We start from the raw sequence: 22,787 nt of genomic DNA, 5'->3' as shown, positions 1-22,787 counted from the left end.
AAAAAAGGATACAGATGAAAATAATGAAATTCGGAGGCACATCCGTAGGCAAACCCGAAAGGATGTTGCAGGTTAGCGAACTGATCACCAGCGATGCAGAACCTAAAATTGTCGTATTAAGCGCACTCAGCGGTACTACCAATTCACTGGTCGAGATCGGTCATTCGATAGCCACCGGTGAGCGGGAAAAGGCGAAGCAGCAGATCGACAAGCTCCGGGATCATTATCATGCTTTCGTAAAGGATTTGGTAAAAGGGGAAAAGGCGCTCGCCAGGGCGGGCTCGATCGTGGAGGAACATTTTGAATTTCTGACCATTATTTTGCGCATTTCTTTCTCGGAAGCATTAAGCAAGGATATATTAGCGCAGGGAGAATTGCTGTCTACTAAATTGTTCAGTGTATTTCTGGAAGAAAAAGGAGTAGATCATGTGTTGCTGCCTGCCCTTGAATTCATGAGTATCGATAATCATGACGAACCCCAGATCCCCCAGATCAAATTGAAGCTGACGCAGCAATTGCAACAATATAAAGGGAAGTCTCTTTTTATTACCCAGGGGTATATCTGCCGTAATGCCCGGGGTGAGGTGGACAATTTGAAAAGAGGGGGCAGCGATTACAGCGCCTCGCTGATTGCAGCAGCTATCAATGCCACTGTTTGTGAGATCTGGACGGATATCGACGGTATGCATAACAACGATCCGCGGGTGGTAAAAAAGACGGTAGCCATCGAGCAGCTGAGTTTTGAAGAGGCGGCGGAACTGGCTTATTTCGGTGCGAAGATCCTGCATCCGGCTTCGATCTGGCCCGCTCAGTTCTATAAAGTACCTGTAAAATTGCTGAATACCATGGAGCCCCAAGCCAAAGGCACGCTGATCACGGAAGAGGCTGGCTCGGTTGGTGTAAAGGCCATCGCTGCCAAGGATGGGATCATCGCCATCAATATCAAAAGCAGCCGTATGCTGCTGGCCTATGGTTTTCTGCGGAAGATATTCGAAGTATTCGAAAAATACCGCACACCTATCGATATGATCACTACTTCCGAAGTGGCCGTGTCCGTAACAATTGATAATGCAGCCGATCTCAAGGCGATTCTAAAAGAGCTGGATCCTTTTGGCGCCGTTGAAGTGGAAGAAGGACTTACCATTGTTTCGATCGTTGGTAATGAGATCGCGCAGACACCCGATGTCCTTGGTAAATTATTCGAAGCGCTGAGCACGATCCCTATCCGTATGGTCAGTTATGGAGGCAGTAAACATAATGTGTCCCTGCTGATCCCTTTCGCCCATAAGATAGAGACGCTTCAATTATTGAATAAAGGGCTGTTTGGACTGGAGTAGTCTATCTTGTTCTTATTTCTTCAACCATCCTCCTGCATCGAGCCAATTCTTCAGCCGGTCTATCCATTCGTCCTTGGTAGTGGGGTTATGCAGGCCATAGCCATGTCCTCCCTTGGGGTAAACATGTATTTCTGCAGGGACACCTTTCTCTTGCAAAGCTTCATAGAACATAAGACTATTCCGGACGGGGACGGTTGAATCGTCACCCGAGTGAATGAGAAAAGTGGGAGGGGTCGATTTTGTCACCTGTAATTCGTTGGAATAGGCTTTGATCTTCTTTGAAGAGGGGTGATTACCCAACAGGTTATTACGGGAACCGATATGACCGTATTTATCCGAAAAACTGATTACCGGATAGATCAGCATCATAAAATCAGGACGCAACGAAACAGAATCTTTATTGTCGATGGTAATCTGGTTAAAATGTGTCCCTGCGGTAGATGCCAGGTGACCCCCCGCCGAAAAGCCCATCATGCCGATGCGGTCCGGGTTTACTTTCCAGGTAGTGGCATTTTGCCGCACCAGTTGAATGGCCCGTTGAGCGTCCTGGAGGGGTCCGATCTCCTTGTTCACCATATATTCGTCATTGGGGATCCTGTACTTCAATACAAAGGCCGTCACCCCCATCTCATTAAATTTTTTGGCTACTTCAAATCCTTCATGACCGATCGCAACGATGGAGTATCCACCACCGGGGCAGATAATAACGGAACTGCCATTGGCTTTATCCGCAGGGGCGGGAAAAACAGTTAATGTAGGCCGGCTGATCCTGCCGATAATGACACGGGGTGGCTCATTATTGGGTTCTGTAAATTCTTCGTCTTTGGCCGGTTTGGAATTGGGGATAAGGTCTCCGTATAAAGGGATGACCTGCTGGGCTTGAGTCATAGATATCAACAGCGTCGTTATGGACAGGATGAAAAAATGCTTCATAAGGTTTAAAAATAGAAAAAATAGATGATAATTTCCAGATGATAATTTTCTATTGGACTTCCCTTGACGGACCGGGGGTATAAAAAAAGCCCTGGCTGAAAAGCCAGGGCCGGTATATCTAATGGTAGATAACTTATTGTTTAGATAGCTTATTGTTATATCACCAGCATGGCGTCTCCATAACTGAAGAAACGATACTTGTCCTTAATGGCTTTGCGGTAAGCTTCCATGGCCAGGTCATAACCGGCAAAAGCACAGGTCATGATCAGCAGGCTTGTCTTTGGCAAATGTAAATTGGTTACCAGCGCATCTGCAATATTGAAAGTATGCGGAGGATGAATAAAGGTATTTGTCCATCCTTCGGAAGGTTTCAGCATTTTTTCAGCGGTAAAGGAAGACTCGATCGCCCGCATGGTAGTCGTACCAACCGAGCAAATGCGATGATTGCCCTGTCTGGCTTTGTTGACGATGCGGCAGGCATCTTCTTCGATCCGGTAATATTCAGCATCCATTTTATGTTTGCTAAGATCTTCTACCTCGATCGGGCGGAATGTTCCAAGACCCGTGTGCAAGGTAACTTCTGCAAAACGGATCCCTTTAATTTCCAGGCGTTTGATCAGTTCTTTACTGAAATGCAGACCGGCAGTGGGAGCGGCCACTGCTCCTTCGTGTTTGGCATATACCGTCTGGTAACGTTCTTTATCTTCTTCGTCTGGTTTGCGTTTGATATATTTTGGCAATGGTGTTTCGCCGAGCAGTTCCAGCACCTGGCGGAACTCTTCATCATTACCGTCCCAAAGGAAACGGATGGTACGGCCGCGGCTGGTCGTGTTGTCGATGACTTCTGCGACCAGTTCATCGTTATCTCCGAAATACAGTTTATTGCCGACGCGTATCTTTCTTGCGGGATCAACGATCACATCCCAAAGACGGTTCGGTTTGTTTAATTCGCGGAGGAGGAAAACTTCGATCTTGGCGCCGGTTTTTTCTTTACGGCCATACATACGGGCAGGAAATACCTTGGTGTTATTGACAACGAATGCATCCTTATCATCGAAATATTCGAGAATGTCTCTGAAATGTTTGTTTTCAATCTGGCCGGTCTTGCGATGGACCACCATCATACGGCTGTCTTCTCTCTTCTTGGTAGGGTGTTGGGCAATAAGATTTAAAGGAAGATCAAACTTGAACTGTGAAAGCTTCATGTGGAATTTTTAGTTAATATAATACAGCTGTAATACAGCGATCGCACATGATACCAGGCAGGTGGTAGGATACAACGGAGGGCTTCCGGTTCAAACCAGGTCTTACGGCACCCGATTTGATATCATGTTACGGCATGATTTTACAAGTGTGCAAAGGTAAGAAAATTGGGGGGAATAAGCAAAAAATAGTTTTTTTCTTTAAATAGCAATTCGTATGTCGTCATTTAGCAATTCATTAGCAATCTGCGTGATTGCTTTTCTTATTTTATCAGCTTGTGCTTCAGATGGGTTTTTTACACCGCTTGCATATTGCCGCACCAATCCGGGATTTAAACCGGCAAGTTGGGCAATTGAACTTATTTTCAAATAGTCATGATCATAAAAATAGGCTTCAAGGTCATAACTGAATTCAAATTCAAGGGCATTTACATCCATTTGTTTCCAATAAGGGTCATCTTTTCCTTCATGCAAAAGATAATCCTGAATTAAAATTTTAAAGTTTTCGATTACAGCTGATTTGGATATTCCGTAGGGGGTAGGCATAAAATTGCCGGAACCCTCGACTCTTCCCCATAATAAGCCACCATTTTTTTCAAGAATGATTTCAATTTTTTTTCTTTTACTCAGTTTGGTGGGCATGGTTTTAATTTTTAAAATCAAGCATATACATGCTTATTGATTTTACTTTTTTTCATTCGTTCTCCTTCTTTTAATTAAATATGATTCTTTGAGCAAAGATAGCAGGTAGCAAATTAGCTACCAAATTAAGGGGTAGCTAATTTGCTACTTTATGCCTTTTCCCGACCTTCCTTACAATAAAATAATTTTCATGGATTCCCGTCTTTTCATCATCTTCATAAGCATCGATTAATACCCTTCTAATGAGATCAGCCCAGGTTTGTAAGTATATAGTAATTCTTGTTATCTTTCTTTTCCCGGCTTATCTACTGATGGGGCAGAAAGAGGAAAAAAAATACCCGGCCCTCTTATGGGAAATCACGGGGAACGGACTGAAAAAGCCTTCTTATCTCTTTGGTACCATGCATGTTAGCAGTAAATTGGTCTTCCATCTCAGCGATTCCTTTTATCTGGATATCCGGAATTCCGAGGTAGTCGCCCTGGAACTGGATCCCCAGCTTTGGCAGGATCAGTTGTTCCGGTACCAGCATATGCAAACCAATCTCAGGTTCTATACGCAAGGGACGCCAGGAGATTATATCAATGAGAAGTCCTTTCAGCTCGAAAAGTACGATGATAAATTAAAGGCTGCCCTGAGCGGGGAGCCTACCCTGATCAACGGACTTCTTTACCGGACTTACCAGACGAGGGCTGATTTTGAGGAGGATACTTATCTTGATCTTTATATCTATCAGACCGGCAAAAAACTGGGCAAACAGGCCACCGGCGTGGAAAACTATTTTGAGACAGAGCAACTCGTCATGGAAGCGGCGCAGGACATGATGCGCGATAAAAAGAAAAAGAGTACCGCCCTGGATGGCGAAACTCCCTTTGAGATCGAAAAAAAAACCCAGGATGCCTATCGGAAAGGGGATCTGGATCTCCTGGATTCCCTGGAAAAGGTTATGCAGCCATCGGATGCCTTTATGGAGAAATTCCTTTACCGGCGTAATGAAATACAGGCCAGATCCATTGACAGTATAATCAAACGGCATACCTTATTCGTAGGTGTTGGCGCTGCGCATTTGCCTGGAAAAAGGGGAGTGATCGAAATCCTGCGTAAAAAAGGTTATGTCCTTCGTCCGGTCATGATGCCGGACCGGGATGCCAATCAGAAAGACGATATAGACAAAATACGGGTTCCGGTTCATTTTTCTCCGTTCACAGCAGATGACGGAGGATTCACCGTACAGTTGCCCGGAAAATTATACAGAAGGGCGGACAGCCGTTCTACCGATTCCTGGCAATACGCGGATATGAGCAATGGCGCTTATTACATGATCAGCCGGGTGAAAACCCACGGATGTTTCCTTGGCCAGCGGGAAGACCAGGTCCTGAAAAAAATGGATAGCCTTCTTTATGAGAATATCCCCGGTAAGATCCTTAAAAAGACCTTTATAACCAGGAGCGGCTACAAAGGGATCGATGTAACCGGTAAAACCCGCCGGGGTGATATCCAGCGCTACAATATCCTGGCATCACCTTATGAGGTACTGGTCTTTAAAATGAGCGGGACGAACAATTACGTGGAAGGGAAGGAAGCCGATCAATTCTTTAATTCCATAGAAATACACCGGACGGACGAAATACGTAGTACGGTCCAAATACCTCCTTCGCAAGCGGCGGCCATTGGAGAATCCTCCCCAATGGCCGGGTCTTCCTTAGTTAGGGGATCTTTGCCTGCTCCGGGATGGTCTGAATATGCTCCTTCACGGGGCGGCTTCAGGATCAGTTTGCCCGGACAGCCTTTTTGTTACAGGAATAGCTCCAATCCGGATGGGATTACCCGTTGGGAATATGAAGCAGGGGATTCGGCTACCGGGGATGGCTACCTGGTTTGGAAGAAAACTATCCAAAATTATCGTTTCCTGGAGGAAGACACCGTCGATCTTTCACTGGCTGAAGAAAGTTTTCATTTATCCGACTGGGTTGACAAAGGATTAAGCAAGCAAACCGGAATATATAAGGGATATCCCTGCATAGACGCTTCTTACCTGGGAAAGGACGGCTCCCTTATTCAAGCCAGGTTTTTGATAAAGGGAGCTGATTATTTTCTCCTTGCAGCCAGAAGCAATAAAAAAAATAATCATCGTTTATCTGCGGGTTTCTTCGACTCTTTTGTTTTTGCCCCTTACCATTACCCGGTTTTTAAGGACTATGTGGATACCTTTATTAATATCAGGGTCACCACTCCGGTGGTTCCGGATATCGATGCCGGTATGCGGACGATCATCGAAAGGGCCGGCAGCGAGGAATTTCTCCATGAGGTACCGGATTATAACCGGTATTGGTCCAAAGCCAAGACGGCTTTGTTCCGTGATGATTCTACGGGAGAAACTGTATTTGTGTCCATGGAAGCCTTTCCAAAATATTATTATCCGAAAGACTCCGCTGGTTTCTGGAAAGAGCAGGCCGATGAAAAAAGAATGCAGCAGGATTTTATTATCCTTAAAAAGGAACCCTTTCATTTTACCTTTCCGGACGATTCGGTACAAAATTCCGCCAATCCTTCTGCAGTCCCTGGTTCTGTCAGTTCAGGACCGGTTGTATCCGGCTATAAATATATCCTCAGCGATACTAATTCGTCACGTCTGATCTATATCAGGGTCTTTGAAAAAAACAATCGCTTCTACCGGGTGGTCAATCTGGCAGATTCGCTCCAAGGGCAGGAGGGGAGTGATTTTATGCGCAGGTTTTATGCCAGCCTGCGCCCGGTAAACAAAAAAGGGGCTCCGCCTGCATCTGTTTTTACCAGTAAGCTGGACCTCTTCTTTAAAGATCTTTACAGTAAGGATTCACTGATCAGCAAGCGGGCAAAAGAAGCTATTCCCAATGTATACTTTGGACCAAAAGGAGTGGCAGGCCTGTTGCAGGCGATCGGATCGCTTAAATATAATGACAAGGACTATTTTACCACCAAATCCAGACTCATCAACGAACTGGGTTATGTAGACGATTCGGTCGCCGTTCCCTATGTTGTACAAGGATTAAAAACGGTTTATGAAAAGGCAGGGGATACGAGCACCTTTCAAAATGCGGTCCTGAAAGCGCTGGCGCATTCCAGGAACCAGCAGGCTTATGATCTTTTGAATGTATTATTGGTGCAGGATCCTCCTGTATTCGACAACGAATCGGATTATAATTATCTGTTTCAGGACCTGGGAGATTCCCTGTCCCTTGCCCGTACCCTTTTTCCCGGGCTTTTACAACTGGCGGCAGTAGATGATTATAAAGAGAATATTCAATCTCTGCTTACTTCCCTGGTGGACAGCGGTTATCTCCACGGTTCAGACTATGAATCCTATTTCAGTCAACTGTATTTCGATGCAAAGATCCAGTGGAAAAAACAGGAAGGAAGGGATGAGAAAAAATTGCAGAAAAAAGCAGACGATAACGGCGATGACGATACGGTCTATAAAGGAGAGGGAGATCAGGACGGCGGAAACCCCCTGCATAATTATGCTGTTTTGTTATTGCCATTTTATGAAAAGAATATCAGTATCCCTCATTTCTTTGACAAACTGCTTCAAAGCAGGGACAGCTCTTTGCGTCTGAGAACTGCCGTCCTTTTATTGCGCAACAAAAGACCCGTTCCTGACTCCGTGATCGTGGGACTGGCTGCCAGCGATCAGTACAGGAGCCGTTTGTTACGGGAAATGGAGAACCATCATCTTACGGACCGGTTTCCCCGTTCCTTTTCCAACCAACTGGCCATTGCCAGAAGTTTGCTTGTCAGCAGCGGAAAGGGTGAAAATGACTTTTGGGCGATCCAGTATGTCGATAAAAAGATGGTGCAATTCAAACAGAAAAAAGGGATTATGTATTTTTTCAAATACAAAATAAATAAAGACGATGAATGGCAGATGGGACTGAGTGGTCTGCAGCCTGTCAATCCAAAAGAGGTCAGCACAAAAAACGATTTTGTCCGTCTTACCAATAAAAAGATCAAACCCGACTCCCCGGTTTTAGATCAATTCGACCAGCAATTGAAGCGTTTTCTGTTCTCCAAACGAAAAAGTGCGGCTTCTTTTTACCAGGACTATGATTTTTACAATGGCAGGAACGAGGACGATTAAAACGAAACAGTACCTGTATCGGAAACGAACGTTCCTGCCTAAGGTGGCTTCTCTATATTATTGGGATACAATAACATAGAGAAATGGCATTTTATTGGATGCTCTGGTTGGAGGTTAAAATTTATTTTGTAGGAGCCTTTAAGCTAACTGTATGTTCAAAAACTATTTAAAGATCGCCGTCAGGAACCTTTTGCGAAGTAAAGGGTTTTCCTTTATCAATATCAGCGGTCTGGCCATCGGTATGGCCAGTGCTGTTTTGATCCTTTTATGGATCCAGAACGAAATGAGTTTTGACCGTTTTTATAAAAAATCGGACCGGTTATATGTTATGTTCAACCGGGATAAATTTAGCGGGGAATTATGGGCCTGGAACAATACCCCCAAGATAATGGCGCCAACCCTGAAAAAAGATTATCCTGAAGTGGAAGATGTGGTAAGATTTAATAATATTACTTTTCTGACTTCGGTCGCCGAGACGCACATAAACTCAAAAGGTGCCTTTGCCGATAGCGGCTTTCTTAATCTTTTCGATTTTCCGTTGATGGCAGGCAATGCCAAACAGGCACTGAACAGTAATCAATCTATCGTACTTACGGAGAAGTTCGCAAAAAGACTTTTTGGGAACGGAGAAGCGATGGGTAAGATCGTTCGGATCGACAGCTCGGCAGATTTCACGGTGACGGCCATATTAAAAGATCTGCCTTCCAATGCCTCTTTTGAATTCGATTACTTGCTGCCCTGGGCATTTATGACCAAATTGGGCTGGGACGATAAATACTGGGGGAACAATTCGATATATACCTATGTCTTGCTGAGGCAGGGTGCCTCCCAATCCGTTTTCGATACAAAAGTAAGGACTATTACCACCAGTCACTCCAAAGAGACCGCAGAAGTGTTCTCCTATCCCCTTAGCAAATTGCATTTGTATGGTGACTCCGAGAACGGGAAGCTGGAAGCAGGCCGTGTAAAAGCTGTCAGGCTGTTTGCAGTAATAGCTGCTTTTATCCTTCTGATAGCCTGTATCAATTTTATGAACCTGAGTACTGCCCGCAGTGAGAAACGTGCCAAGGAGGTGGGTATCCGTAAAGTAGTGGGAGCCTATAAAGGCTCACTGGTGGCACAGTTCATCGGCGAAAGTGTCCTGCTCGCCATCCTGGCTTTTATAGTTGCGCTGTTATTGGTCCAGGTTAGTTTGCGGGGATTCAATCAATTGGTAGCAATGGATCTGCATATCGACTTCGGCAGTCTGTATTTTTGGTTTTTTGCTCTTGGGTTTACCTTATTTACCGGTCTTATCGCAGGGAGTTATCCCGCGTTTTATCTTTCTGCTTTTAAACCGGCTAAAGTATTAAAAGGTACTTTTAAAGGGAACCATGCCCTGGTGACGCCCCGCAAAATATTGGTGGTACTCCAGTTCACCTTTGCCATCGCCCTGATCATATGTACCCTGATCATCGAGCGACAGATACAATATGGGCAGGACCGTGATGCCGGGTATAACAGGAATAACCTGGTCTATAGTTTTACCCAGGGGGATGCCAACAAACATTACCATCAGATCAAACACGATCTGATCAGCTCAGGGGCGGCTGTCTCGGTTACAAAATCAAGTAGCCCCATCACCCAACGCTGGAGCGATGGTTGGGGGTTTGCCTGGGAAGGGAGTAACGAGACAGATAAAAAACTCGATTTTGTGCGGATGGGTGCGGACGCGGATTTTGTCAGGACAATGGGGGTTAAATTGAAAGAGGGAAGGGATATCGATATCAACCAATATCCGACGGATACTTCGGCCATGCTGCTTAACGAATCGGCGGTGAAAGCCATGCGTTTAAAAAATCCCATCGGTAGTATCGTTAAAAGGCAGGATGACCATAGCTGGCATGTGGTAGGCGTCGTCCGGGATTTTGTCTTTGAATCCCCGTTTGAAAAAAAGATCAGCCCGACCATGATCATCGGACCGACGGATTTTTTCCAGGTGATCCATTATAAATTGAACCCTGCGCATCCAACTGCCGCCAATCTGGCCAAGGCGGAGAAAGTATTCAGACAATACAATCCGCAATATCCGTTCGAATATATATTTGTGGATGAGGCCTATGCGAAAAAATTTAAGGAAGAACAGCGCATCGGGAAGCTGGCGGCCTTATTTGCCGGGCTTACCATCTTTATTTCTTCCCTGGGATTATTTGGGCTGGCCACCTATATGGCCGAGAACCGCATCAAAGAGATCGGCGTCCGAAAGGTATTAGGGGCAAGCGTTTCAGGCATTACCACCCTGTTGGCAAAAGACTTTGTCAAACTGGTCCTGGCCGCATTTGTGATCGCTTCTCCAATCGCCTGGTTTTTCATGGGCAAATGGTTGGAAGATTACGAATACCGGATAGACATAGGCTGGGGTGTTTTTGCCTTATCGGGAATTTTGGCCCTGCTTATTGCCGTACTTACCGTAAGTTACCAATCGATAAGAGCGGCTCTGGCCAACCCGGTAAAAAGCCTGCGCAGCGAATAAATAAGCGAATAAATAATTTACTCACTTCGTAAAGCCTTCATCGGATTCATCAATGCAGCGGCAATCGCCTGATAACTTACCGTAAGCAGGGTTATCGATAAGGCCCCCAGACCGGCAGCTCCGATCACCCACCAGGAAATATGGGTATGGTATTCATATTGCTTCAGCCATTGGGTCAGGTAATACCAGGCAATGGGGATAGCGATGAGAAAAGAGATGATGACCAGCCTGACAAAATCCCTGGACAGCATTCTCCAGAGAATAAAGACGGAAGCGCCTAATACCTTCCGTATACCGATTTCCCGGGTACGTTGTTCCGCTACGAAGGAAGCCAGACCAAAAAGACCAAGACAGGAAATAAAAATGGCGAGTACGGCGAAGAAGGTGGCCAGGTTCCCGATCCTTTCTTCATCGGAAAATTTCCGGGCATAATCTTCATCCACGAATTTGTATTCGAAAGGGCTGCCGGGATTAAATCGTTTAAAGACCGGTTCAATTTTTTTAATCCCTTCCCGGAAAGGGAGAGAAGGTTTGATCTTTATGGTGATTACACCGGTCCATCCGTAATCCAGGAAAAAAATGGTTGGTTTTACCGGGGAATAAGGGGATTCCATCACCATATCTTTCGAAATACCGACAATAGTATGGTCTTTTCCGTTCCAGCGCATGATCTCGCCTACGGGTTTTTTTAACCCGGTGAGCTTTACGGCTGCTTCATTCAGAATAAAGGCTCCCGTATCCGTGGGGAAGTCCCTGGAAAAATCCCTGCCTTCCCTCAACTGCCATCCAATAGTTTTGCCATAATCATGAGTGGCCGCAACAATCGCAAAAAGAGGCACGGCATTGGGATCTTTGCCTTTCCATTCGAACCCGATCTGGTTGGAAAAGATCTCAGTGGCAGGGCTGTTGGATTCTGCCATATTCTCGATGCCCCCCGTGTTCAGCAATTCGCTGCGCAGCGAATTGTATTTTCCATAGATCTCGGGTGTATTCATATATATACTGATCAATCCTTCCCGGGAATAACCTACGGGACGGTTCTTCGCATATTGTATCTGCCGGAAAACGATGATCGTTCCGATGATCAGGGTAATGGAAACGGTGAATTGTACGACTACCAGGACTTTACGGGGAAGTGATGCAAAACGTCCTACCCGGAAACTGCCTTTTAACACCTTGATCGGTTTAAAGGAAGAAAGATAGAAGGCGGGATAACTGCCGGAAACAAGACCGGTGACCAGTGTAAACACAAGGTTGATCAGCCAGAAATACGGGTTGCTCCAGGGAATGGACATTTTTTTGTCGGCCAGGCCGTTAAAGAAGGGGAGGGCCAGTAAAATAAGACCGATGGACAGGACAAAGGATAATAACGCCACCAGGAGGGATTCGCTGAGGAACTGTCCTATCAGCTGTCTGCGCAAGGAGCCGATGGCTTTGCGGATACCCACTTCCTTGGCGCGTTTCTCACTGCGGGCGGTACTCAGGTTCATAAAATTGATACAGGCGAGTAAGAGCACGAATACGCCGATAATGGCAAAAAGTTTGACGAACTGGATACGGCCGCCAACCACTTTGCCGTTCTTAAACTCGCTGTACAGACGCCATTTATCCATTGGCTGCAAAATGACTTCTTCCTTGCCTTCGTTGACATGTTTTTTGGGAATGTCTTTGATCTTTGTCGTTATCTTATCAAAATCTCCCTTTGGCTGTATCTGTACGAAAAGCTGATAGGAATGATTGCCCCAATTGGTCAGACTGTTTTTCATCCAGGGCTCGAGGCTGATGTATTTATCCCAGGGCATGATGATATGCATATCGAAAAAGGAAGTATTGCGGGGCAGGTCTTCATAAACACCCCCTACCTTCATATCCGATTTGTTATCGACCCGGATGATTTGATTCATGGGATCGGCATCCCCGAAAAGCGCTTTGGCCACAGACTGGCCAATTAATAGGGTGGAGATGTCATTGAGTGCGTCCAGGCGGCCTTTTATCATTTTGAGAGATACCATGGCGGGAAATTCCGGCTGGGTCCACAAACCCGATTTTAATATCTTTTTATCCCCTACGGCTAAAATATGATCAAAATTCCAGGAGGCCAGGGTAACCTGTTTGAAATCATCATTATGTTTGGTCCGTAATTCCATGCCCATGGGGATGGAAACGGCCGACCCGGTCCCCGTTTGTCCGTTAAAGGTCTGGGTGGTCATTAATTGCGCCAGCCGGCCATGATTTGTATGGTAATGATCAAAGGTCAGCTCATCGGATATCCACAATCCGATCAGCAGGGCTATTGCCATGCCGGTTGCCAGACCGATAATGTTGATGGCAGAATATCCTTTGCTTTTAAGGAGGTTTCTCCAGGCGATCGTAAAATAATTTCTGATCATGGTTTTGGCTGGCTTTTGGAAGAAAAGACAACCGGCCGGCGACTATGTTGCATCAATTGGTTCCTATCGGAAAAAAAGGATACCTGTTCGGGCAAAGATCTTTATAATCCTTTAGGGATGGAGGCGATCAATCTTTGCGTATAGGCTTTTTGCGGGTGGTTATATACCGTCTCCGCCTTTCCGATCTCCTCGATCCTGCCTTTGTTCATCACAAGGATTCGGTCGCTGATATAACGTACGACGCCAAGATCATGCGAGATAAAAACCACCGTGAAACCGAATTCTTTTTTCAGGTCGTTCAGCAGGTTAAGAACCTGGGCCTGAACACTAACGTCGAGGGCCGAAACGGATTCGTCGCAAACGATAAAGGAGGGGGAAAGGGCCAGTGCCCGGGCGATAACGATCCGCTGCCGCTGGCCGCCGGAAAATTCGTGCGGGTAACGGTAAAAATGTTCTGCTTTGAGGCTTACTTTTTCCAGCAGCTCCATGACCCGATCTTTCCGTTCCCGGTTGGAGGGAATAATACCGTGTACCTGGAGCGGTTCTGCAATGGCCGAGCCAATGGTCATCCGGGGATTGAGGGAGGAGTAGGGGTCCTGGAAGATGATCTGGATGTCCTTACGCAATTTCTTCAGATCCCCGGGTTTGGTCGTGGCCAGATCGGATCCCTGATAGCGTATATTTCCGGAGGTCGGCTCGATCAGCCGGAGCAGGGCCCTGCCCAGCGTAGTCTTTCCGCAGCCGGACTCACCTACCAGGCCTAAGGTTTCCCCTTTGAAGACCGTGAAACTTATGTTGTCGACGGCTTTGGTAAACTTTGTTATTTTGCCCAAAAATGTTTTTTCCGCAGGAAACCAGACTGATAGATCCTGTGCCTGGACAAGCGGTGAAACCGTTGTTTCTTTTACTGTCTCCGCTGTTATTTTCGCTTCGGGCTCCAACTCAGGTACTATCTCTTTCATTTCCCCTTTTTCATCCACCTCCATAAAATCGCTTACCACAGGCAATCTTTCCCCCTTTGGGTGCAGAACAGGACGGCAATTCAGCAAACCCTTCGTATAGGGATGGCGGGGATGGTGGAAAAGGGTCGCAACGGGTCCTTCTTCCACCACATTTCCTTTATATAGAACCAGGGCCCTGTCCGCAATCTCGGCCACCACACCGAGGTCGTGGGTGATAAAGATGACACCTATATTTTCCGTTTGTTGTAATTCCCTGATCAGTTCAAGGATGGTCTTCTGCACGGTTACATCGAGTGCCGTGGTCGGCTCGTCACAGATCAGCAGGGAGGGATGGCTGCTCATAGCCATGGCGATCATTACCCGTTGTTTTTGCCCTCCGCTTAACTCATGCGGAAACCTTCCATAAATTCCGGCCGGATCGGGAAGTTTCACTTTTTCAAAAAGGGAGATAGCCCGTTGTTTGGCTTCTTTTTTCGAAACCGGTTGGTGTGCACGGACAGCTTCGGCAACCTGGTTCCCACAGGTAAAAACAGGATTCAGGGAGGTCATCGGTTCCTGAAAGATCATGGCTATTTCCTTTCCCCGGATCTTTTGCATTTGCTGCGGACTTTGTGTTAACAGGTCTGTCCTTCGTCCCTGACTATCTGTAAAAAAGATCTCCCCGGAAAGGTACATGGCCGGTGGGGTTGGCAATAATTGCAGAATAGAGAGAGAGGTGATGGATTTTCCGGACCCGGATTCACCGACCAGCGCGACAATTTCACCCCGGCTTACCTGCAGATCGATTCCGCTGACCCCGGGTGTTATCCCGGTTTCTGAACGAAAACCAATGCAAAGGTTATGAATGGATAATAGTGGGGACATAAAGTAGCTGCAAGCTACTTCACTTTTTGAATATGTTTAATGGAATGTACGACTTCAGGGGTGGGATAATAAATCAGGCAGACAGCACAGTCCTCCATCGGCATTTCCGGGTCAATTTCGAAGGTGAATATATCTCCCCGAACAAGACCGGTTGCTCCAAAATTGCAAACATTGGCAACGGTGAATACATGGGTATAAATGCTGTCATTGGCGGTGTTCTTCCAGTTGTCCACCACTTTTGTTGAATCCGTACTTCCCTGTAACAGCTGGACCACAAAATGAGAGCAGGTGGCGTCGATCACCAGTTTTCCCGTCAGGGATGTTCCCAGCCGCTCGGGTCTGCAGGTAAAACTGCAGGTCAGTACCAGCAGGAGCAGGATGGGCAGGACTGTCTGGCGGGCCATATCTTTTTTTCTTACCTGACAAGGACCGGCAACGGTTCGTTGCATGTGACCCAGAATTTCAGAACCGGAGATGCCTGACAGTAAGACCGTTGTTAATCAATTGTTTCAGAGAATCGATTCCGATTTTGATATGTTTCTCTACGAATTCCCCGGTTACTTTCAGATCGCTTTCGGCAGTCTTGACTCCCTCGGGGATCATAGGTTGATCGCTGACCAGCAGCAGAGCCCCTGTAGGGATCCTGTTAAAAAAACCAACGGAAAAAATGGTGGCCGTTTCCATATCGATGGCATAAGCCCTGACCTTTTTCAGGTATTCCTTAAAGACTTCATCGTGTTCCCAGACGCGTCTGTTGGTAGTATAAACCGTTCCGGTCCAATAATCCACCCCATAATCCCGGATAGTGGTGGAGATGGCTTTTTGAAGGGCGAAAGCGGGCAGGGCAGGGACTTCGGGAGGGAAATAATCATTCGAGGTTCCTTCACCCCTGATGGCGGCAATGGGGAGGATAAGATCACCCAGTTTATTTCGTTTCTTGAGCCCCCCGCATTTTCCCAGGAAAAGCACGGCCTTGGGTTCGATGGCCGTGAGCAGATCCATGATCGTAGCTGCGGTAGGGCTGCCCATTCCAAAATTGATGATGGTGATATCCCCGGCAGTAGCGCATTGCATGGGTTTGTGTTCGCCGACCACTTTAACGTTGTGCCACTGCGCGAACAGTTGTACATAATTTTCAAAATTGGTCAAAAGGATATATCCTCCGAAGTTTTCCAGTTTTTCGCCGGTGTACCTGGGTAACCAATTCTGAACAATTTCTTCTTTGCTCTTCATAAAGCTAATTTACGAAATTCATTTTTTATCGGTAACGATCCGTAAATTTAACAAATAGTTCCCTCCCATGATCAAGATCTACTATCCGACCCATACGCTCAAAATTAAAGAACCGGAAAAGGGAAAAGAAGAAATATGGGATGAATTGCGAAAATCATGGGTTCGCCTCACACCCGAAGAATGGGTTCGCCAAAATTTTATACAGTACCTGCTGCAGATCAAACGTTATCCAGCCTCCAATATCGCGGTGGAAAGAAAAATAAAATTAGGGGAACTCAACAAACGGTTCGATGTCCTGGTTTTTGACCGTGCTGCCAAACCCTGGATGATGATCGAATGTAAAGCAATGGAGGAAAAACTGGATAGCCGGGTCCTCTGGCAGGTTCTGCGTTATCATATGGCCATACCGGTTAAATACCTGGTCATCACCAACGGAGAAGAGTGTCATGCCTTTATTAAAGGATTGATCGATTTTGAAGAAATGACCACGCTGCCCGGGTATGACGAATGAAATCCTTTTTAGCCCGGATATGATTTCCTTGATCTACTGATGAACTATCAATGATCTATTGATGGAAGCTTGTTCCGATAAATTGCAGGGCATCGGTAATGCCTGTACGCCAATAGGTCCAGTTATGAGACCCATCCCGCACCCGGTATTCATGGGGTACATTTTTTTCCAGCAGGGCGATATGCAGCAGGCAATTACCCTTTGTCAGGTGATCATCATCCCCGCAATCGATCCAGTAACGGACCTTTTTTAATTCATCGGCGGATCTGGTCGCCACGATATTGAGAATGGAATTGCTGTTCCAGGCTTTATTGAGCCTTTCTTTACCCTTAAGTCCTCTTCCGTATAACTCTCCGAACACCCTTTCATACGAATCGTCGGGCATGCCGGACATTGTGTTGTCATCATTGACGGCCGCACTAAGCGCTGCAGCGGCGGCAAATAATTCCGGATACTTCATGGAATAGATCAGTGTGCCATAACCGCCCATGGAAAGACCGGCTACACCTCTGTAATGTTTATCGGCTTTGATCCGGTATGTTTTTTCAATGGCTGGCATAAACTCTTTAATGAAGAAATCCTCATATTTTTCCTTACCGTCATAGGAATTGATATACCAGCTGGAGTCGCCATTCGGCATGACTATGATCATCGGCGGGATCGTTCCATCGGCAATAGCTTTATCGGCATATCGGTTGATCTCGCCAAACTGCAGCCAGCCTGTATTGTCGTCCGTATATCCATGAAGGAGATAGACGACCGGATAACTTCTGTCCGAGGTGGCATAATCCGCAGGCAGATAAATCGTATACCGGACATCTTTATTCAGGATCGGGCTTTTAACCGTTCGTTCTTCGATCACTTTGCCGGTGGATTGGCCGGACGCCATATGAAACAGGAAAATACTGAGCAGGAAGACCGAAAAGCATTTTTTCGTCAGAAGCTGTTGCAAAGGTTGATGCATAAGGGGCAATGATTTAAACAATTTAGCAAGATTTCGTAGTCTTGCAATTTAATGGATTAAGCCCCTATTTAACCATAATAATTCATCCTTTTTTATTCATTTTGTGCGGGCAAAGGCAAGAACACTGTTGTTTTTGCCGGTATTCCGTTCATCGATATCAAATTCGCCGGTACTTTTGAGCAAAGGCACCAGTTTACGGAATCCATAATTCCTGGGATCGAAATCGGGTTTCTTTTTCAGCAGGAGATTCCCTAATTCTCCTAAGAAGGCCCAGCCGTCTTCGTCGGCCAGGTCATTGATACTATCGTTGATGAGTTTGATCGTTTCTTTATCCATCCTCCGGATGGTGTCTTCGGATCTGGCCGTTTCTTCGGTTCTGGTAGTCTCGGCTTGTGCCTGGACAGGAGAGGGCGGCTGTTTGTCGTTCTCTTGTTTGTCGTTCTCTGCCCGTTTAGCCGGGGAAGGAGTTTTTTGATTGCCCTTTTTTGCAGGAGCATTGGCTATTGCAACATTCCCGGCTGACCTTCGGGAGGCGGGAGCCTGGGGAGCAGCAGGAAGGACGGCTGTTTTGCCGGAAGTCGTTTTTTCCTTACTGAGGATCTCCAGGTAAATGAACTTATTACATGCTGAAATAAAGGCAACCGGCGTTTTCTTTTCGCCCAATCCAAACACCTTCATACCGCCCTCCCGTAGCCGGGTGGCGAGCCTGGTAAAATCGCTGTCGCTCGAGACAATGCAGAACCCATCGACCTGTCCGGTATATAAGATATCCATAGCGTCGATGATCATCGCCGAATCGGATGAGTTCTTGCCGGAGGTATAACTGTATTGCTGGACCGGTGAAATGGCGTTTTCAAGTAGCACGGTTTTCCAACCCGAAGATGTGGGCCTGGTCCAGTCTGCATAAATACGTTTGAAGGTAGGCGTTCCGTATTTGGCAATTTCCTCCAGCATCTCCCTGATATGATGGTAAGGAACATTGTCAGCATCGATTAGAACGGCCAGCCTGGGATCCCTTGGTGTTGTTTCCATACCATTGCTTTATATTTCAATTCTCTTATGGGAAAATGCCCAGCTCTGCATAAGATGTGCCCACTTTATTGATAGCGACCACATAGGCGGCAGTACGCATATCCGGGATCCGGGGGTTGCTTTTCCAGCAATCCATGATCTCCCGGGTAGCGGCAGTCATGGTTTCTTCCAAGCCGCTGTTTACCAGGTCCACCTCATCGGCTCCGTGCATAATAAATTCTTTCTCCTGGGTGCTGACCTTTTTGCCTGTAAGACCTTCAATCTGACCAAGGATATGAGTGTTCATATTCTCTGTGAATCGTTTTTCCATACGCCCGTAACGGACATGGCTTAAATTCTTCAGCCATTCGAAATAGGAGACGGTTACCCCTCCGGCGTTCAGGTACATATCGGGCACGACCAGGGTTCCTTTTTTTATAAAAACTTCGTCAGCTTCCGGCGTCAGAGGACCATTGGCGGCCTCCCCGATGATACGGGCTTTTACATTCGGCGCATTTTTTCCATTGATCACATTTTCCAGGGCTGCAGGAATAAGTATATCGCATTCAAGTTCCAGCGCATCGCCCGAATTAGCCAAATTGGTAGCGCCCGGGAAATTCAGTATGCTGCCGGTCTTTTTCCGATGTTGGAACACCTCTTCTTCATTCAATCCCGCAGGGTTCATAATGGCACCTTCGAATTCAGCCAGAGCTATCACTTTCGCTCCGCCTTCCCGGAAGAACTTGGCGGCATGATAACCAACGTTACCCAGGCCCTGAACGACTACCGTTTTCCCTTCGACTCCCGGTTTCAATTTAAGTTTGTCCATCATTTCGGTCATGTTGCAAACTTCGCGGATCCCGAAGAATACACCGAGGCCCGTTGCTTCGCGACGGCCGCGAACGCCTCCCTGTGAAACGGGTTTACCGGTAACACAGCCCAGCGCATCGATCTCGCCGGGGCGCATACTGGTATAAGTATCGAGAATCCACGCCATTTCGCGTTCGCCCGTTCCGTAATCCGGGGCGGGTACATCGGTACCCGGACCTATGAAATTCTTTTTGATCAGTTCGGAGGTATACCGGCGGGTGATCTTTTCCAGTTCATAAGGCGTATACTTCTTGGGATCGATGGTGATCCCCCCTTTCGCACCGCCAAAAGGCACATTGACAATGGCGCATTTGAAGGTCATCAGGGCCGCCAGGGCCATTACCTCATCCAGGTTTACGGATAAGGAGAAACGGATACCTCCCTTACAGGGAGTTTTATGATGGGAGTGCTGGACCCGATAGGCTTTGATCACTTCCACTTTATCTCCGATCTTAACGGGGAAATGCATCCGGTATACGGAATTGCATTGTTTGATCTGCTCCAGGATGCCCGGATCCCAGGTCGTGAATAGGGCGGCCTTGTCGAAGCTTTTTTCTATAGCGTCAAAAAATTTGTACTCGTTTTGTCCTGCCATGACCTTGAATTTTTATTTTTTTCATTGATATTTCGATACAAGCAATCTATTAAACAAGCTATCTATTAAAAATTGTACGGTGGCTTCACCGTTCAAACATAATACGCAAGGCTCAAACCCGGGAACTTTCTTTCTCGAAACGGCTTATTTTCCTATCCAACCGGGCTATATAAAGGACTAAACCTATAAAAATGGTTACCAGGATGGTGACAACGATATAGATCTTTCCATTGGCCCTTAAAAGATCCGCCATCTCTACTTTATCAGCACCTCCTTTGTTTAGGGTCGTGCCGTCCTGTGCACTCGCGGTCAGGCTAAAGAACCAAAAGGGTAACAAAAGGAGCAGGGAATAAATTTTATACTTCATTACTGATTTTCTTTAACTTCCAACAATTGCAGACGAATGCGCAAACTCGTAATCCATACTCCCAGCAAAGTCCATCCGGGAACGGCGCAAGGCCAGAAGATCATTCGCATACGTGCATCGATATTATTAAATGCCGGGTTTCCACCCATTCCACCCGGATGGAGGCTCTCGACCATACGGGGAATGATCCAGATAGTAGGGAACAGCATAGCGAAAGCGAAAATATTGTATACCGCCCCGATCCTGGCACGTTTGTCCATATCTGTCATGGAATTGCGTAATACCAGATAGGCCAGGTAGATCAGCAGGGCGATCACTGCTCCCAGTTGTTTGGGGTCATTGCTCCAGAAGGCACCCCAGGTGAATCCCGCCCAAAGGGCGCCGGTAAGTACGCCTAAAGAGCCGAATACCAGGCCGACTTTGGCATATTCTAACGCGTAAACATCGAATATATGATTATTGGTACGCAGAAATTTAATGGAGTAGATGACGGAAATGATAAAAAAGATCATCATCGAAAACCACATCGCCACATGAAAATAGAGATTGCGGATCGTTTCATTTAAAATAGGTTTAGCGGGTACACCACCTAAAAAACCGGCGATAATCGTAATTAATAAAAGCGCGACTCCTACTATTTTCCACCAATTCTTTCGAAGCATAAGACATTCTTGAAAGGGGGCTGACTGTTTATAAGAAAATATAATCCTTTATCAATCAGCTTACACCTGGGTTTGGAGTAGCAAAATTAGGGGAAACAAGGAGGATAACCGGCAAACGGATTTCCGAAACACGAAAATTAATTGAAGAACGGGGTTTTCATCCGATCCTTGATCAATACAGCGATAATTACCGTAGAACCTAAAGAAAAATCAAAAATAAACGAGATTTTAGGTAAACTTAAACAGACCGAAATTTAATCCTTCCAAAGAAAAGGGAACAGGATAATGGCCAGCACAATGATCATTACATCCAATCCACCCAATAAAAGCACCATTTCAGCAAGACCGCCCTGTAAAACCTTTTCGAAGGCAATGGTGGAAACCTTGTTGAGCAGTAATAGCTGGGGGATAATGAGCGGAAAACCAAGGATGGCCATCAACGCTGCGTTCTGCCCCGCCCGCGCTGCAATCGCGGCCAGAAAAGTGAATACCAGGCTAAGACTGATTCCTCCAAAACAACTGATCAATACAAAGACAGGCAGCGCAGGGAGAGGATTGCCCAGCATAAGTAGAAAAAGAAACAGGCTTACCAGGGTCATCAGCAGCATCAGCAGGGCATTAAACAACAGTTTGGCCAGGATAAAATCCCTGGCTCCTGCGATCGAATAAAAATACAGAAGGCGTCCCCGCCCTTCCTGTAAAAAGCTTTTGGCCACTGCATTTACACTGATGAACAACTGGATCATCCAGAACAATCCTTTCCAAACCAAGGCCTCCGGTTCTCCCATGGACAGGTACAGTACAAAAATGGTGGAGGCTACATATAAAAGGACTCCATAAAAAGTGTATTGCTGTCTTATCTCCAGCAGGAGGTCTTTTTTGAAAAGAGCAACTATACCCCCCACCCCCCTGAAGGGGGAGTCAGAACCAGGAGATTTTTTAAATGATTTATTTGTTAAAGCAGTCATAATATTTTTTTATTTAACCATCCCACCGGTGATGTCTTCTTTTATTTCATTCCAACTTCAGGGGGTTAGGGGGCTGTCCGGGGGCAAATGATAACAATGTCTGCAACGTGGTTCATAATTGTCTTTTTCCCCCAGCAAAACTTGTGCGGAGGACCCTTTTTTCCGGTAAGAATAGTTAGCAATATTTCCACATTTTACACATATGGCATGCAACTTGGTAATATATTCAGCCATAGCAAGAAGGTAAGGCATTTGGCCAAAAGGTTTACCGGTATAGTCCATGTCCAAACCGGCAACGATCACCCGGATTCCGCGTAAGGCCAGTTGGTCGCAGACTACCGGTAATTGATCGTCAAAGAATTGCGCCTCGTCTATCCCTACTACGTCTGCCTCGCCGGCAAACAGCAGGATAGTTTGAGAATTATCCACAGGGGTGGAGGGGATGGCATTTTCATTGTGTGAAACAATATCCTTTTCATGGTAGCGGGTATCCATGGATGGTTTGAAGATCTCAACCTTCAGGTTGGCAATTTTTGCCCGTTTTAACCTCCGGATCAGTTCTTCTGTTTTTCCGGAGAACATAGATCCGGAAATGACCTCTATCCAGCCACGTTTTTCACCTTTAATATGAGGCTCGATAAACATAATG

Annotated in this window: 18 protein-coding genes; 4 read left to right on the top strand and 14 right to left on the bottom strand. The window is 46.3% G+C overall.

Going from position 1 to position 22,787, the window contains the following annotated elements; translation table 11 throughout:
• The first annotated feature begins 14 nt into the window (after positions 1 to 14).
• Complete coding sequence (locus ACX0G9_RS16145) at positions 15 to 1,337, top strand: aspartate kinase (protein ID WP_459065967.1); 1,323 nt, start codon at positions 15 to 17, stop codon at positions 1,335 to 1,337.
• A gap of 12 nt (positions 1,338 to 1,349) precedes the next feature.
• Here ACX0G9_RS16145 and ACX0G9_RS16140 read toward each other — a convergent pair whose 3' ends face one another.
• From ACX0G9_RS16140 to ACX0G9_RS16130, 3 genes are all read right to left on the bottom strand, one after another.
• Entirely contained in the window at positions 1,350 to 2,270 is a 921-nt protein-coding gene (locus tag ACX0G9_RS16140; RefSeq protein WP_459065966.1) for an alpha/beta hydrolase, read from the bottom strand.
• Positions 2,271 to 2,425: 155 nt separating this feature from the next.
• Positions 2,426 to 3,475, bottom strand: coding sequence for a tRNA preQ1(34) S-adenosylmethionine ribosyltransferase-isomerase QueA (gene queA / locus ACX0G9_RS16135; protein WP_459065965.1), 1,050 nt, complete (start codon positions 3,473 to 3,475; stop codon positions 2,426 to 2,428).
• A gap of 198 nt (positions 3,476 to 3,673) precedes the next feature.
• Complete coding sequence (locus ACX0G9_RS16130; RefSeq protein WP_459065964.1) at positions 3,674 to 4,114, bottom strand: hypothetical protein; 441 nt, start codon at positions 4,112 to 4,114, stop codon at positions 3,674 to 3,676.
• Positions 4,115 to 4,356: 242 nt separating this feature from the next.
• Here ACX0G9_RS16130 and ACX0G9_RS16125 point away from each other — a divergent pair, with 242 nt between their 5' ends.
• Both ACX0G9_RS16125 and ACX0G9_RS16120 read left to right on the top strand, forming a co-directional pair.
• Complete coding sequence (locus ACX0G9_RS16125) at positions 4,357 to 8,229, top strand: TraB/GumN family protein (RefSeq protein ID WP_459065963.1); 3,873 nt, start codon at positions 4,357 to 4,359, stop codon at positions 8,227 to 8,229.
• A gap of 151 nt (positions 8,230 to 8,380) precedes the next feature.
• On the top strand, positions 8,381 to 10,741 hold the full coding sequence (locus tag ACX0G9_RS16120) for an ABC transporter permease (protein ID WP_459065962.1): 2,361 nt from the start codon (positions 8,381 to 8,383) through the stop codon (positions 10,739 to 10,741).
• Positions 10,742 to 10,758: 17 nt separating this feature from the next.
• Here ACX0G9_RS16120 and ACX0G9_RS16115 read toward each other — a convergent pair whose 3' ends face one another.
• From ACX0G9_RS16115 to ACX0G9_RS16100, 4 genes are all read right to left on the bottom strand, one after another.
• The gene (locus ACX0G9_RS16115) at positions 10,759 to 13,131 is read right to left on the bottom strand and encodes an FtsX-like permease family protein (protein ID WP_459065961.1); all 2,373 of its coding nucleotides are present in this window, start codon (positions 13,129 to 13,131) and stop codon (positions 10,759 to 10,761) included.
• 101 nt (positions 13,132 to 13,232) lie between these two features.
• A complete protein-coding gene (locus ACX0G9_RS16110) occupies positions 13,233 to 14,957 on the bottom strand; it encodes an ABC transporter ATP-binding protein (protein WP_459065960.1) in 1,725 nt (574 codons plus the stop codon).
• 14 nt (positions 14,958 to 14,971) lie between these two features.
• Positions 14,972 to 15,406, bottom strand: a complete 435-nt coding sequence (locus ACX0G9_RS16105; RefSeq protein ID WP_459065959.1) for a hypothetical protein — start codon at positions 15,404 to 15,406, stop codon at positions 14,972 to 14,974.
• A gap of 13 nt (positions 15,407 to 15,419) precedes the next feature.
• Positions 15,420 to 16,190 (bottom strand): AMP nucleosidase, encoded by a 771-nt coding sequence (locus ACX0G9_RS16100; RefSeq protein ID WP_459065958.1) that lies wholly within the window; start codon positions 16,188 to 16,190, stop codon positions 15,420 to 15,422.
• A 67-nt stretch (positions 16,191 to 16,257) separates the two neighbouring features.
• Here ACX0G9_RS16100 and ACX0G9_RS16095 point away from each other — a divergent pair, with 67 nt between their 5' ends.
• Complete coding sequence (locus ACX0G9_RS16095; RefSeq protein WP_459065957.1) at positions 16,258 to 16,701, top strand: type I restriction enzyme HsdR N-terminal domain-containing protein; 444 nt, start codon at positions 16,258 to 16,260, stop codon at positions 16,699 to 16,701.
• 55 nt (positions 16,702 to 16,756) lie between these two features.
• Here the strand turns inward: ACX0G9_RS16095 and ACX0G9_RS16090 are convergent, their stop codons facing one another.
• The 7 genes from ACX0G9_RS16090 to ACX0G9_RS16060 form a co-directional block, all read right to left on the bottom strand.
• The gene (locus ACX0G9_RS16090; RefSeq protein WP_459065956.1) at positions 16,757 to 17,665 is read right to left on the bottom strand and encodes an alpha/beta hydrolase; all 909 of its coding nucleotides are present in this window, start codon (positions 17,663 to 17,665) and stop codon (positions 16,757 to 16,759) included.
• Positions 17,666 to 17,761: 96 nt separating this feature from the next.
• On the bottom strand, positions 17,762 to 18,697 hold the full coding sequence (locus ACX0G9_RS16085; RefSeq protein ID WP_459065955.1) for an NYN domain-containing protein: 936 nt from the start codon (positions 18,695 to 18,697) through the stop codon (positions 17,762 to 17,764).
• A 25-nt stretch (positions 18,698 to 18,722) separates the two neighbouring features.
• Positions 18,723 to 20,141 carry a Glu/Leu/Phe/Val family dehydrogenase gene (locus tag ACX0G9_RS16080; RefSeq protein ID WP_459065954.1) on the bottom strand — a complete coding sequence of 473 codons (1,419 nt, stop codon included), beginning with the start codon at positions 20,139 to 20,141 and terminating at the stop codon, positions 18,723 to 18,725.
• Positions 20,142 to 20,253: 112 nt separating this feature from the next.
• Positions 20,254 to 20,508 (bottom strand): CcmD family protein, encoded by a 255-nt coding sequence (locus tag ACX0G9_RS16075; RefSeq protein WP_459065953.1) that lies wholly within the window; start codon positions 20,506 to 20,508, stop codon positions 20,254 to 20,256.
• Complete coding sequence (ccsA, locus tag ACX0G9_RS16070) at positions 20,508 to 21,170, bottom strand: cytochrome c biogenesis protein CcsA (protein ID WP_459065952.1); 663 nt, start codon at positions 21,168 to 21,170, stop codon at positions 20,508 to 20,510. The genes ACX0G9_RS16075 and ccsA overlap by 1 nt, the downstream gene beginning before the upstream one ends.
• A 254-nt stretch (positions 21,171 to 21,424) precedes the next feature.
• Positions 21,425 to 22,138 (bottom strand): heme exporter protein CcmB, encoded by a 714-nt coding sequence (locus ACX0G9_RS16065; protein ID WP_459065951.1) that lies wholly within the window; start codon positions 22,136 to 22,138, stop codon positions 21,425 to 21,427.
• A gap of 57 nt (positions 22,139 to 22,195) precedes the next feature.
• Positions 22,196 to 22,783 (bottom strand): thymidine kinase, encoded by a 588-nt coding sequence (locus ACX0G9_RS16060; RefSeq protein WP_459065950.1) that lies wholly within the window; start codon positions 22,781 to 22,783, stop codon positions 22,196 to 22,198.
• Between the last annotated feature and the right edge of the window lie 4 nt (positions 22,784 to 22,787).

This window comes from Flavitalea flava (genome assembly GCF_054461575.1).
The sequence above is the reverse complement of the archived record's forward strand: the minus strand, read 5'-3'. Positions and strand labels throughout refer to the sequence as shown.